Origin of the sequence: Shewanella sp. 10N.261.52.F9 (genome assembly GCF_041471165.1) — a bacterium.
Classification (GTDB): domain Bacteria; phylum Pseudomonadota; class Gammaproteobacteria; order Enterobacterales; family Shewanellaceae; genus Shewanella; species Shewanella marinintestina.
Window position 1 is genome coordinate 202,745 of the sequence record NZ_JBFRNX010000013.1, and the last position, 14,020, is coordinate 216,764.

12 protein-coding genes and 1 riboswitch are annotated in these 14,020 nt (G+C 42.6%); of the genes, 7 read left to right on the forward strand and 5 right to left on the reverse strand.

Features of this window, described 5'->3' with window-relative positions; translation table 11 throughout:
- Positions 1–38: 38 nt before the first annotated feature.
- Both AB4298_RS09950 and AB4298_RS09955 read right to left on the reverse strand, forming a co-directional pair.
- Positions 39–776, reverse strand: a complete 738-nt coding sequence (locus AB4298_RS09950; protein WP_248998269.1) for a dienelactone hydrolase family protein — start codon at positions 774–776, stop codon at positions 39–41.
- A gap of 153 nt (positions 777–929) precedes the next feature.
- Positions 930–1,919, reverse strand: coding sequence for a 2-hydroxyacid dehydrogenase (locus tag AB4298_RS09955; protein ID WP_248998268.1), 990 nt, complete (start codon positions 1,917–1,919; stop codon positions 930–932).
- Positions 1,920–2,389: 470 nt separating this feature from the next.
- Between AB4298_RS09955 and AB4298_RS09960 the strand changes: the two genes are divergently transcribed.
- From AB4298_RS09960 to AB4298_RS09985, 6 genes are all read left to right on the forward strand, one after another.
- A complete protein-coding gene (locus AB4298_RS09960; protein ID WP_248998267.1) occupies positions 2,390–2,800 on the forward strand; it encodes a hypothetical protein in 411 nt (136 codons plus the stop codon).
- Complete coding sequence (locus AB4298_RS09965) at positions 2,775–3,332, forward strand: methyltransferase domain-containing protein (protein ID WP_371986563.1); 558 nt, start codon at positions 2,775–2,777, stop codon at positions 3,330–3,332. The genes AB4298_RS09960 and AB4298_RS09965 overlap by 26 nt, the downstream gene beginning before the upstream one ends.
- A gap of 23 nt (positions 3,333–3,355) precedes the next feature.
- Positions 3,356–3,646 (forward strand): hypothetical protein, encoded by a 291-nt coding sequence (locus AB4298_RS09970; RefSeq protein WP_248998265.1) that lies wholly within the window; start codon positions 3,356–3,358, stop codon positions 3,644–3,646.
- A gap of 114 nt (positions 3,647–3,760) precedes the next feature.
- Positions 3,761–4,438, forward strand: a complete 678-nt coding sequence (gene rluA, locus AB4298_RS09975; RefSeq protein WP_248998264.1) for a bifunctional tRNA pseudouridine(32) synthase/23S rRNA pseudouridine(746) synthase RluA — start codon at positions 3,761–3,763, stop codon at positions 4,436–4,438.
- A gap of 331 nt (positions 4,439–4,769) precedes the next feature.
- Positions 4,770–5,231, forward strand: a complete 462-nt coding sequence (gene asnC / locus AB4298_RS09980) for a transcriptional regulator AsnC (RefSeq protein WP_012275918.1) — start codon at positions 4,770–4,772, stop codon at positions 5,229–5,231.
- A 218-nt stretch (positions 5,232–5,449) separates the two neighbouring features.
- The gene (locus tag AB4298_RS09985; protein WP_248998263.1) at positions 5,450–9,085 is read left to right on the forward strand and encodes a S8 family serine peptidase; all 3,636 of its coding nucleotides are present in this window, start codon (positions 5,450–5,452) and stop codon (positions 9,083–9,085) included.
- Between the two features lie 99 nt (positions 9,086–9,184).
- Here the strand turns inward: AB4298_RS09985 and AB4298_RS09990 are convergent, their stop codons facing one another.
- From AB4298_RS09990 to AB4298_RS10000, 3 genes are all read right to left on the reverse strand, one after another.
- Complete coding sequence (locus AB4298_RS09990; RefSeq protein ID WP_371986566.1) at positions 9,185–10,291, reverse strand: succinylglutamate desuccinylase/aspartoacylase family protein; 1,107 nt, start codon at positions 10,289–10,291, stop codon at positions 9,185–9,187.
- Between the two features lie 57 nt (positions 10,292–10,348).
- Positions 10,349–11,755, reverse strand: a complete 1,407-nt coding sequence (gene lysC, locus AB4298_RS09995) for a lysine-sensitive aspartokinase 3 (RefSeq protein WP_371986567.1) — start codon at positions 11,753–11,755, stop codon at positions 10,349–10,351.
- Between the two features lie 153 nt (positions 11,756–11,908).
- Positions 11,909–12,090: riboswitch (Lysine riboswitch) on the reverse strand.
- A gap of 102 nt (positions 12,091–12,192) precedes the next feature.
- On the reverse strand, positions 12,193–12,621 hold the full coding sequence (locus AB4298_RS10000) for a DUF3293 domain-containing protein (RefSeq protein ID WP_371986569.1): 429 nt from the start codon (positions 12,619–12,621) through the stop codon (positions 12,193–12,195).
- Positions 12,622–13,183: 562 nt separating this feature from the next.
- On the opposite strand from AB4298_RS10000, the gene arcA reads away from it, so the two are divergent.
- Entirely contained in the window at positions 13,184–13,900 is a 717-nt protein-coding gene (gene arcA / locus AB4298_RS10005; RefSeq protein ID WP_012153996.1) for a two-component system response regulator ArcA, read from the forward strand.
- The last annotated feature ends 120 nt before the right edge of the window (positions 13,901–14,020 follow it).

Here is a 14,020-nt window from a genome sequence, read left to right on the forward strand (position 1 = left end):
AGTCAATAATGACTCGCCCCTTTTTTTGGTTTATCGATTTATTTTAATGTTCGCTGAAAAAACGCTACTGCTTGTAAATACATTTGCAACGCCAATGCGGCGTCATATCTATCCCCCTCATCACGCATAAAGGCATGCTGGGCATTCACTTCAAGCCAGTTAAACTTGCGCTCTGTTGCCTCAAGCTTATTATAGATAGCTTTACGCCCTTCGCTCGATACATGCGGGTCTTGTTTACCAAATACCAGTACCAGCTCCGCGGCAATCTCGCCCGTACGAGTCAAGGAGTCATTGCCCTCAGAACAAGGCAAAGTATTAGAATGAATATCTGTTGGGTATAAGCAAAATGCACCTTGAATATCAGGGTTTAATGCTGCTCGATAAGCTAGATGGCCACCAATGCATACGCCCATACTACCTACGCTACTAGTACAAAAACTTAAACTGCGAGCAAAATCCACTAAGGCTTCAGTATCACTATCATGGTGCTCTAGCGGCTTGGCAAATTTATCAGCATTGCCTTTATCTTTACCGACATCATCATATTCCAGTACAGTACCAATAGGGTTTAACTCGTGAAACACCTCAGGAACTAACACCACAAAGCCATGCCCAGCCAGTATTGATGCTGCGCGAGCAATAGGTGCGGTTTGCTGAAAAATCTCCGAGTAAAAGATAATAGTCGCAAACTGGCCGTCACAGTCCGGACGATATAGATAGGTGCGCATGGTTCCTGTTGCGGTCGAAATATCATGCACTTCTTGAGTAATGATCATCGGCTTTCCTTAGATAAGTCAGGTCAATAAATACGATTCATCGCCATAGATTAAAATAGCTGGTAAGTATTTGCGATAAAAAAAGCAGTAGTACTTAAGTGTTTAACACTAAAGAGACTACTGCTTATTTATAACCATTAACGCGATAAAAAGTTAATACAGCTCATTAGGGCAATGTTCACCGGCGAGCAACTGCTTTACATTACTCAGTGTGGTGTGCGCTATTGCGCCAAGGGCCTCTTCAGTTAAAAACGCTTGGTGACCAGTAAAAATCACATTATGACAAGCTGATAAACGCCTAAACACATCATCTTGAATAATTTCACTCGATTTATCTTCAAAGAACAGCTCTTTCTCGTTCTCGTAAACGTCTAAACCTAATGAGCCTAAGTGACCGGTTTTTAACGCTTCCATTGCATCAAGTGCATTAAGCAAACCACCTCGGCTGGTATTAATGACCATTACACCAGGTTTCATCTTGGCAAAGCTACCAGCGCTAAGTAAATGGTGATTATCTTTGGTCAGCGGGCAATGCAAGCTAATCACATCACAAATGGGGTATAACTGCTCCAGCGATAAATACTCAACACCGAGATCAATAACGTCCTGATTGGGGTAAGGATCATGAGCTACAACTTTACAGCCAAATCCCTGCAATATTTTAATCGTCGCAAGACCAATTTTACCCGTACCAATCACACCTACAGTGCGACCAAACATGTTAAAGCCCACTAGCCCTTCAAGTGAAAAGTTAGCATCACGAGTACGCTGATATGCTTTATGTATTTTACGGTTTAAGGTCAGCATCAATGCCACTGTGTGCTCAGCAACTGACTCAGGAGAATATGCCGGCACGTTAACCACTTTCATGCCTAAACGTTCAGCAGCAGCCAGATCAACGTTATTAAATCCCGCGCAGCGCATAGCGATGACTTTTGTGCCGCCTTTGGCTAACTCTACGAGAACCTCTTCACACAAAGAATCATTTACAAAGGCACAAATGACCTCAAACCCTTCCGCTAACTTGACGGACTGCATACATAGACGGTAATCGAAATACTCTATGCTGGCACCAAATGCAGTATTGGTTCGATCGAAATGCTGCATATCATAGTGTTTGGCGCTAAAAAAGCCTATTTTCATGGGAGCTACCTTAACTAAATGAGGGAGAAAACTTGCACAGTGTATGTGATATTAGCAGGTTTGTCGTGAGGGCAATTGATCTATGCCTCATTGATAGCGATTGTTTTGCAGAAAGAAAAAGCGAGCTCCTGACAGCTCGCTTTCCAGCTTAATTCTGAACTTGTCTTATATAAGAAGGATACATTCTCAAGATAAATTCAAATCAACGTTGTACTTGGTTGAGCATAATTGACCAAGCACAGCAGGAGTAAGCTAATATCGAGTAACATACCACTATACATAAAGAGGTACAGATAACTGACTCACAAAATCAGCCTGAAACACCGATGAAATGGCGATTTTGTCCCCAATTAGCCAAGCTTCAATCGTAAATATCTTTGCATGTTTAAGCTTGTGAGCTATCAGCGCTTTTCAAATAGGGATTTCCTGATAAAATTTGCTCACCGCTAATAGCACAAGACTCTTTATATATGGCTAGAAAAGAACTCACAGAAAAACAATTTATGCTGCAACGTTTTTCTAAGACTGCGCTGCGTGCTTTACATATATTAGGTATAACAGGTGCAGGCGGTGGCATTTTGTTGCATGTGCCGCAAGAAAAGTGGCTAACTTATTGGATTATGGCGATGGTGACGGGATCGGCCATGATGCTGTGGGAAATCGTCCGCGACTGGCGCTGGCTAATCCAATTAAAAGGAGTGCTTACAATTGCAAAATTAGGTCTACTGACTTTGTTTATTCCATTTGCCGCATATAAACCAGAATTGCTCATTTTTGTCGTGTTACTATCTGTCGTTGTATCTCATGGCCCAGCAGGGCTTAGACACTTCTCAGTAGTACACGGACGCAGAATAGATGGCAGAAAAGAAGTTAAAGGCTAGTCAGTGCAATAGCGCGCAACTCATATCCCAATTTGCACAACTCAATAATTATCTAACACCTCAAAGCAAGGTGTTAGATCTTGCTTGTGGTAGCGGCCGCAATGGCCAATGGTTTACCGACAAGGGCTTAGATGTCAGTTATCTCGATAGAGATCTCAGTGGCCTTGATGTTATAGCTGTAAATGAATCTACCAACATTGAGCGCCTAGAGTGGGATCTCGAAAATGGCAGCGCCCCTTCTCTACCTGAAAATCACTATGATGTTGTGTTGGTTTTTAACTACCTGCATCGTCCTTTGTTTGGCCAAATAGTCAAATCCGTCAAGCCGGGTGGGCTGATTATTTACGAGACCTTCACCGAACAACAAGCTGAAATCGGTCGACCACGTAATCCTGACTTTTTGTTGAAACTGGGTGAATTAAAGGCATTATTTGCTAACTGGCGCTGTCTCCATTACTCTGAAGATCTATTCGGAGAATTACCTAACGCTAGTTATAAAGCGCAAATCATTGCGCAAAAACCGTTGGGGTAAACAGGACTAAGTAGAGGCCAAGTATGTTTCCATACCCTGAGCAATATCGCGTCGCAATGCCACCGATAATCACTGGTTTTATGGTTGTGTGGGCCCTACTGAGCAGACTCATTTTCGGTGATGCTAGCGTACTAAGCCTCTACCCGCTATTAGCACTATTTCCTATCGTCATCTTGCTGCATGGCCTACTCATTTGGGATGCCAGAAGCATGGGGCGTCTCGATCAGTCGTTTTACGCCTTAATCCACTCAGCACTAGCTTTTGTGGTTTGGACCTTTGCCATTATGCATGTCAACGGTAATAGCTTTTCGTAAAACAGCTAGCCAAGCAAGGAATTTATAGCTTCAAAGGGAGATGCGATGAAATCTGCTTGCATGGACAACGACCTAAGAGGTATCTTTGCCGCGCAATTTTAATAAGGTTTCATAATGACTGATTTCGTCTACTCTCCTCCGACTACGCCTTGGCTTGAAATACTCCATCAAGATAAAGATATTATGGTCGTCAATAAGCCATCAGGCCTATTGTCTGTACCGGGCAGAGATCCGGCGCACGCCGATAGTACCTATAGCCGAGTCCTCGCAGAGTTTCCCCATGCGAAAATTGTACATCGCTTAGATATGGCGACTTCCGGCGTAATCGTGGTGGCGTTAATACGCAGTGCCGAGTCAGAACTAAAACGCCAATTTAGAGATAGAGAAACCCAGAAAACCTACTATGCTCGCGTTGCTGGTCATGTAAAAGAGTCTCATGGTACGGTTAACTTGCCACTTATATGTGATTGGCCAAACCGTCCAAAACAAAAAGTCGACCATAAGATAGGTAAAGCCTCGCAAACTCATTATGAAGTGGTTAGCTATGGCAAACGTTCAACACTCGTTAAGCTGACCCCCATTACAGGTCGTTCTCACCAGCTAAGGGTACATATGATGGCATTAGGCCACCCTATTCTTGGTGATAATTTTTATGCGGATCCATTAGCTAAGCGGTTAGCACCACGCTTACTATTGCATGCCCAGTCGCTAACGATTACTCACCCTTACACTAAAGAGCCTATGACCTTTAGTTGTGATGTGCCATTTATACTTGCCGAAGGTGAGCAATAACACCCAAAGCACTAAAATCGAGCGCTAAAACCACAGGTGTAAACTAATTTAATTAGCCTCCACCTATGGTTTAACTAAAAGTACTCACTCCAGAAAGTGCACTAATGCTTTTCAACTATAAAACCTGCCTGCATTTACTACCTTTATACCAAACAAACCTTGCATAAATTTCATCCACACTCGGCTTTCAGTACTAAAACTCTATAAGCAATCATAGTGATACCACCTAGTTATTATGAAAAAGCATAAAGATACTCACTAAATCAGTAGAACATTCCTCAAAAAATACGTAAATTACTTATCTAACCAATAAACAAATGACACATTTATTATGGAAGCTCCATTTCAAAGAGATTCGCTCGATAACCAAATTCTATCTGCCTTAATGAAAGAAGCGAGAACGCCTTTCGCTGAGCTAGCTAAACGTTTCGGTGTGAGTGCGGGGACAATTCATGTTCGCGTAGAAAAAATGAAGCAAGCAGGCATTATCACTGGCGCACAAATTACCGTTAACCCAAAAGCACTAGGCTATGACGTTTGTTGTTTCATCGGTATTAATTTAAAAAGCGCTGGGGATTATCCTGCAGCAATTTCGAAACTGAATGCTTTAGAAGAGGTGGTTGAAGCTTATTATACTACGGGCAACTACAGCGTTTTTGTAAAGGTAATGTGCCAATCTATTGATGGCTTGCAGCATGTTTTGATTAATCGCATTCAATCTATCGATGAAATTCAGTCCACAGAAACACTCATTAGTTTGCAGAACCCTATTGTACGTGCGGTCAAACCTTAAAACCAAAAAGAATATAAAATAACCAATAGTTATTCATTCCAGAAAGTATCGGAAAAAACTAAACATCTGCTTTTTTTTGATACTTTTGTTATCAATACACAACTTTTGTGTTACAACTTTGTCAACCGCCATAGTGTGGGAATAAAAGAATAGCAAGAAAATAACAAAGAATGACCTTAACCCAAGTAGGTTACGGCAAATTGACAAGGAATAAAGTTGTGAAAACAAAACTATCTATTGCCATTTCGGCAGCGCTAATTTCATCAACGGCCTATGCAGGGTCAATTGAAAAGTATAATACTACCAATCAAACAAACGATGAATATCAAGGCTTTAACGTTAGTCTGAACAAAGAAATGCAAGCTAAGACACCTGTAGCTTGGATGCTAAAACTAAATACTCAATCAATTTCAGAGCAAAGCCGCACTTTCGGTTTTAATCAATCATCTGCAGTAAGCGGCATTGCTAATTCACAAGAACGTGTACAAGCTAGCCTCAACTCAATGGATGCAAACGTTAACGTTTTAGCAACAACCTCAAATCTAGTTAACTCGATTATTGTTGAAGCAGACAAATATGCACTCGCTGCAATGCTAGCCAACCCAGATGTTGCCGACATTCTTCCTATTTACGATTACGAACTACATGTTGATGACAGCGCTGAATACATTAAAGCTAAAGCTGTGATTGAAGCCGGTGTAGCATCAGGTAAAGGCCAACGTGTTGCCGTATTAGATACAGGTGTTGATTACACTCATAAAGCACTAGGTGGTAGCGGCGATAAAGCTGATTACGATGCCGCAGTGGCAATGCAAGCTGAAGCACCAAACTGGCCTCAAGGTAAAATCATTGGTGGTTATGACTTTATCAATGACGATCCGAACCCAATCGATGTTAATACTAATCACGGTACTCATGTAAGTCACTCAGTGGTTGGTGTGGCTCCAGATGTAGAACTTTTTGTCTATTCAGTATGTAACTCAGGTTGTCCTGGGCTAGCTCAGTTATTAGCACTTGAAGCTTCAATGGATCCGAATGGCGATGGCGATATCAGCGATCGTGTAGATACAGTAAACATGTCACTAGGTGGTGATTTCGGTGATATTAAAGGTGGCGCTGTTCAAGAAATGCTAGATGAGATGGCAGAGCTTGGCGTTAACTTAGCTATTTCTGCGGGTAATGACGGCCCTACCCCGTTTGTTGTAGGCGGCCCAAGCACATCAAACAACGCGTTATCAGTTGGTGCTATGACTCACCCAACGACAAAAGCTGGTAAGCTTGATTCATCATTTGCTGGTGAAACTGTTGAAGCATTTGGCGCTGGTTTTAACACAACCAACGAGTTTATGTTTGACGATACTAAAGCGCCTCTCATTTACCCAACTGACAACCAAAATGGTTGTGACCCATTTGCAGATGGAACAGACTTTAAAGGTCAGGCCGTAATCATTGACCGTGGTGCTTGTAACTTCACATCTAAGGTTCTTCACGCCCAAGAAAAAGGCGCGGTGTTTGTCATTGTTGCAAACAACAAGCCTGATGACGGTGCGTTCAACATGGGTGGTTCAGATCCTGCTGTAACCATTCCATCGGTAATGATTTCAAAAGAAGACGGTGACGTAATTAAAGCCGGTCTAGTCGACGGTCCAGTTGCTTATAACGTAACTTCAGAAGAAGTAACAACAGCAGGCGCAATTGCTACCTTTACTTCTCGCGGCCCATCAATTGCGGGTACCTTGAAGCCAGAAATTACTGCTCCAGGTACAGCTATCTTAACGGCTTACCCAGGTGGTGGTGATGCACTATCTCCAATCAGTGGTACTTCATTCTCAAGCCCTATCACAGCGGGTGCAATGAGTATTGTTCGCGAAGCACTTCCAGAGCGTAATGCTATGGAAATCAAAGCAACAATGATGAACTCTGCAAACCTTGACGTTACTTTAGATCCAAAAGGTCTAAACCCAGACGCTGAACTAGCACCAATTAGCTACATTGGTTCAGGTCTAGTTGATGTTGAAAAAGCTGTGAGCCTTCCAGCTATCGCTTGGAATAAAGACACACAGCAAGCAGCATTGGCATTTGGTCTAGTCGCAACAGACCAAACTGTTTCAATGACTAAAACAGTAACAGTTAAGAACTTCTCTGCTGAAGAAAAGACTTACACACTAGCTGCTAAGCAACGTTTCGAAAACGATGAAACATCTGCAGCGGTAAGCTTTGAAATGCCTGAAACTGTGACAATTGCGGCAGGCCAAACAGCTGACTTCGATGTGACTGTAACGATTGACCCAACTAAGCTTCCAGAGTGGACACTAACGTCCTCTTATGAGCTAGATGGCACTGCAACTGAAGCATCAGAAGCATTAACGCTTTCTGAATACGACGGTGCAATTAAGTTTATGGAAGGCGAAGAAGTTGCTCTACATATGGTTTACCATATTCTTCCTAAAGCAACCGCTGCCGCATCAGTAATGACTGAAGTAACTGAAGATGGAATAGTTCGCACCTTAACAAACTCTGGTGCAGTTGCTATTTCAGATCCATTTACTGCTCCACTTACTGCATCAAGCCCTGTAGATAACTCACTACGTCACGACTTACTTAATGCTTCAAGTGAGCTATTAGGCAGCAGTTCTTGTGGTGAAGGTATTGCTATCTACAACACATTCCAAATGCGTGACCCTATCGTTCATACGTTCGTAGCAAGCTACAATGTTGATTTCGATACTAACAACGATGGCGTGTGGGACTACACAGCAACAACGGTTAACCTAAATTGGTTCAATGATGGCTATCCACGTGCACTATATGGTTTTGTTAAAACATATGGCACTGCTAGCGGTACACTTCAGCCAGCTTTCCACGTAACGGGTAATGACTTTGTTACTGTTAAAGCATGTTTTGAAGATATGAACCTAACTGCAGCGGATCTAGGCAGTGATGTGACTGTTCGTTACCGCGTAGAAGAAAGTGATTGGGCTCCAACATCAACAGGTACTGGTGATGAAGTTGTAGCAACACTGATGCTAGATGGTTCAGGTACAAGTGCAATCCTTGTTGATGAAGATGGCGTAGAAGTGACTGAGCTTGAGCCAGGTGAGAGTGCGACTCTGCAAGCTGAAGTTGGCGCTAACGCAAATGGTTACATCTTCCTATCTGACAACGGTTCAATGTCTATTACGGCAAACACTACCGATGAAGGTAACTCTGCACCGACTGTTGAAGATACTATGCTATCTGTAGATAAAGGCGCTGAAGCAGGCACTGAGCTTGGTATGCTAATGGCTACTGACCCAGATATGCTAACAAGCCCATTCTCTGAGTTTGTGGTAATCAGCAGCAACAACAACATGTTGGTAATCGAAAAAGACGGTACTGTTAAGCTAAGCGAAGATGCAGTTATTGATCAGCAAAGCGAGTCAATGGTTGCTGAAGTGGTAGCAATTGACACTATGGGTAATCGTTCTGAAGCTGCAACAGTTACTGTTGAGATTAACAACACTGTACCAACGGTTTCTCCATCAGGCATGACAAGTACTGAAGGCTTTGTAGTTACAGCAAAAGCTAACGGTAAAGACGCTGACGGTGATGAGCTAACTTACACTTGGACTCAAACATCAGGCCCAAGCGTTAGCTTCACTAATGGCGGTTCATCTATCGTATTTACAGCACCTGCAGGCACAAACGATTATGTGTTCTCAGTTGTTGCATCTGATGGCCGTGCAGAAAGTGAAGCGGGTAGCGCAACTATCGCTGTAACTGCTAAGGAAGAGAAATCTTCAGGTGGTGGTTCATTAGGATGGTTAGCACTAGTTCTTCTACCATTTGCAGGCTTACGTCGTCGCAATAAGTAAGTATAAATAAGCGTGAATTCGCAATAGAAAAAGGGAGCCTATGGCTCCCTTTTTTATTTGTTCGATTAAATCTGTAATACTATTTGGTACTTCTAAAGACTAAAGCTCAAAAAGGTTGGTCATTACCTTGTAAAGCTCGGTCCCTTGATAGACAGAAGCAGAGGCAAAATGCAGGATAGGCACACAGTCTTGAGTCAATGCCAGCTTGGTAAACTCTTCATTAGTTCCGTATCTATCTAGTCTTAGAATATTTGCTAACGATTTGCCGGCATCAAGCATATGACCCAGCTTTGCTTGATACTCAACTAAGCCAGCCTTGGGTGCGTGATACTTTTTATAATCTTTTAGATAACAGCCATGTCTTGCCATCTTGGCAGGCTCGACCTTGTCAGTAATCACTCCTCTATGGCTTAGGTAGGCTAAGATCCCCATCGCATCACTCGCCGCATCATCCATATCAATTAATTCTTGACTGCCAAGCTCCAGGGTAAATGCAGCAACAGGTACCTTCAAGCTGCGCCCTTGAGTTTCGAGATAATCGGAAAGTTGCCACCATGGGCAAAAAGCTGCTTCATCCATCGCACCGCCAAAATCATTAGGGATCACCAATGAAAAAGGGATAGAGAAAAACGATGCAGAGGCCATATCATATTCTGGACAATACATATGTTTGCAAGATTTTGGGCCGGTATGCAGATCAATCACAATATCCGCTTCATGGGCTAATGATTGTAAAGTGACAGCTAAGCGCTTGCCTGTTGTCACCCCCCACTCATTAGCTAATGTCGTCTGACAAGACTCAATTAAATACAAACGGTAGGCTTGTACTAATGCAGCGTCATCAAGATGGAGATGTAGTTGATACCAAGCCGCTATATTCACCTTATGATCAAGGTACTCACGGTTCCAATTAACTCCGGTTATCGGATCAAAACGGCCTAAAGTAAACTCACCACTCTTTTGGTTAATCCCCAACGGATTAGCTAAAGGCAGCAAAGTTACCTCACCTTTTACATCCATAGTTTCCAATCGTTTCATCAATTGAAAAATAACCGCATTACCTTGCACTTCAGCACCGTGAACATTCGCTTGAATAAACACCTTTGGCGCATTGTTGCAAGTGGCTTCGATACGATAAACCGGAACAGTAAGTTCCTGCCCGGTTGCCAATTCACCCACCTTAAGGTGTGACTGGGTAAAGCTCATAAAATATCAACTTCCTCATCTGCTAGGCTCATATAAACCTAGATTATGCATTACATATCAAGCTTCAAATAAGTTCTCATGAAGTGCTCGGATCACATTGCCCGCTTCCGATTCATCGACCAAAATACACAAGTTATGTGGGCTTGCTCCTTGGCAAATCATGCGCACATTGTAGGCTTCTAACACTTCAAAAACCCGGCGGCATACGCCAGCTGTAGAAGCAATATTGTTACCAATCACCGCAACTAGTGCTAAATTCTCTTCCACTCGTACTCGGCAATGTTGTGATAGCTCTTGTAACAGAGCCTCGCTCAGCAAGCCTTGGCCACTTGAGTCTGAGCCTGTTTTATCTAGAGTAAGTGCAACATTCACCTCTGATGTAGTGATCAAATCAACACTAATCTTATGCTTAGCTAAAGTGGCGAAAGTCTCAGCTAAGAAACCTTGGGCATGTAACATCTGTAAGCTATGAAGGTTTAGCAAAGTTTGGTCGCGTCGTAGTGCTACAGCGCGATATACAGGTTCGCTAGATACCTTGTGACGGATCCAAGTGCCACCTTGTTCTGGCGCCCAACTTGAGCCAACAAACACCTGAATCTTTTGTCTAACCGCCGGCAATATAGTTGCAGGGTGTAAAACCTTAGCGCCAAAAGTCGCCATCTCAGCCGCTTCATTGAAACTGATTTCAGCAATCGGCGTAGCGTTAGGTGCAAGTCTTGGGTCAGTGGTATAAATGCCTGCCACATCGGTCCAGATCTCAACTGCATTAGCCTGCAAGGCTTCTGCCAATAAAGCTGCAGAGTAATCACTACCTCCACGACCTAAAGTCGTGGTATTGCCTTCGCTGTCGGCGCCAACAAAACCCTGCGTGACAATCACTTGGTCCGTGAGTAATGGCTGTAAATGTGCAGCCGTAAGCTCTGCTATCAGCTCAATTTGCGGTTCTGCACGCCCATGATGACTGTCTGTACGCAGTACTTGGCGAACATCAAATGCTGCAGAGCAGGCTCCTTTGTCTCTAAGGACCGCAGCAAAAAAGACTGATGAACACATTTCGCCTTGAGACAATAACTCATCCATCACCGCTTTGCTTCGCGTCAACTTAAGACGCTCGCTTAACGTAGCGATATGGCTAAGTACTTTATCAATTTGCGCAGCAACATCACTAGGATTGCCTAATCTATCGAGGATCTGATATTGAATTGAGGCAATACTTTTAATTAAAGCTTTCGACTGTTCCGAGCTGGTTTCTTCTTGGGTTAACGCCACTAACTTATTAGTGACACCGCTTGAAGCGCTTACCACCACCACTCGTGTTTGTGGGTTACTGATAATAATATCGGCACAGCGCTGCATAGCTTCATAATCGGCAACCGATGTACCACCAAATTTGGCAACTCGCAGTAAAGGAATATCTGCCAGTGCTTCTGTTGAACTGGCTGTAGAATTTGGAATTACAGGCATAACGAGCCCCCCTCATTTGCTAACAAAAGGTAAGGCTGACACGGGTAAAAATGAGTGTTTTTTTGAACAACTAACATGAATAAGCTCCGAACTAACTTCGTTCGAAGAGCCTGGTGCTATGATATGCACCCCAAAAGATGGGAAACAGCGATCGTCACCAGAAGCTCTCCACCATAATAAATATCGGTGACAATCGCCAGGATTCAGCCTGCACGACCAACATTCAAGCACAACCAAATTTGCTATGAATATCTCGGCGCTAATCTCCCTCATAAGTTATCAACGGGTTTGGCCCCTTAAACTTACTACCTAGTTAGCGCTCCTCTTCTGCACTCATTTTCTATACTAGCTATGTTTGCTTTGTATACAAAAACAAGAATCTGAAAAATATCAAAATTTAACCAATCAAGTCAACGGAAATCTAATTTGATTTAGTTTTAAGCAATATCAGGCAGATCTAACACCCAATCCACCCTTGGAGAAAATGCACCGAGTGAGGTTTCCTCTCTCGACATTAGACATGGCACTAGCTGCAAAGTATCAGCTTCTATATAAAAGATAGCGTTCTGATTAAACAAACAACCTAGCCTGACTGCCGATGCTTTATCAGTCGAAACAGCCCAACTTTTTTCCATATGAGAACGATCTTGAGAAGCACCGATCATCGCGCGATAAGGTAAGCCTAATCTGTTTATTTCATGTTGCAACTTGCGATCTAACAGCCCATTTTGGCAAGGAGACAACAGCTCTCCTTTCGGGTTATAAGCGGTGATAATAGCGAAGGATAATTGCGTAGATAACATTTGAGTAAAGAGAAACTCTGTTTGTTGATAGTAATGCCAGAGGCTGTCGACTGAGTTATTCATTGCTAACAAATTCTCCGTTTTAGGTGCGATTATTATAGCAAACTCGTTAGCGCTTCCCAGTCCAGTGATATAGATCACAGAAAGAGATTTTACCAAAACCAATAAAATCAAATAGATAGTTTTGCAATAGTGATCTAAATCATATCGTCGAGGAATTTTATTAACATTTCATTTGTTAACAAATGCCTAAAACGAGTACAATAAGGCTCGTTGATTAGCTCACTCTGATACATGTAACGAACACATTTTGTTACACATACCAGAAACAGACAGAAGAGTAATCCACACAGCTGTATCAAATGTGAACTATTGTTGATTTAACATTTAAACTTGATAAAAAACGGTAGCTAAGGAAACTTTTTCTACTATTGTTAATCAAAGTTTAAACAGTTCACGTTTTTCCATATGTGAGATACCCATACTTTGCTAGCGCATGCAGTGTGTTGCTGTTTCGAACCAAATTTGAAAGCACCTACGTGTATCAGTGAATTATCAGCATAACTAGATGGAGTATAACCTTTTTATACTCATGGTTAGAATTGACAGAAATTAGGTAATTAATATGCAAAACCCGCACATTCTGATTGTTGAAGATGAAGCAGTAACAAGAAACACACTTAGAAGTATTTTTGAAGCAGAAGGATATGTGGTAACTGAAGCCAATGACGGCGCTGAAATGCATAAGGCTATGCAAGACAACAAAGTTAACTTGGTAGTTATGGATATTAACTTACCAGGTAAAAACGGCCTTTTATTAGCTCGTGAACTTCGTGAAATTAATAACATCGGTCTAATCTTCCTAACTGGCCGTGATAACGAAGTTGATAAGATTTTGGGTCTTGAAATTGGTGCTGATGATTATATCACTAAGCCATTCAATCCACGTGAATTGACAATCCGTGCTCGTAACCTATTAACTCGCGTTAATAGCACTGGTACAGATTCAGAAGAGAAAAGTGCAGTTGAGTTCTACCGTTTCAACGGTTGGAGCCTTGAAATCAACAGTCGCTCTCTAGTAAGCCCACAAGGTGAGTCGTACAAGCTACCACGCAGCGAATTCCGCGCGATGCTTCACTTTGTAGAGAACCCAGGTAAGATCCTAAGCCGCGCAGACCTTCTAATGAAGATGACTGGCCGCGAGCTTAAGCCACATGACCGTACAGTTGACGTAACAATCCGTCGTATTCGTAAGCACTTCGAAAGCTTACCAGATACGCCAGAAATCATCGCAACTATTCACGGTGAAGGTTACCGTTTCTGTGGTAGCTTGGAAGATTAATTCCAAGTCCCACAACTTATACTGTTTCTCAGTATAAACTGAAAAGCCAGTCGATTGACTGGCTTTTTTTATGGCTGATATTTATATTTCGGCAGCGATGCTGTTGTTATATTTGCAGCT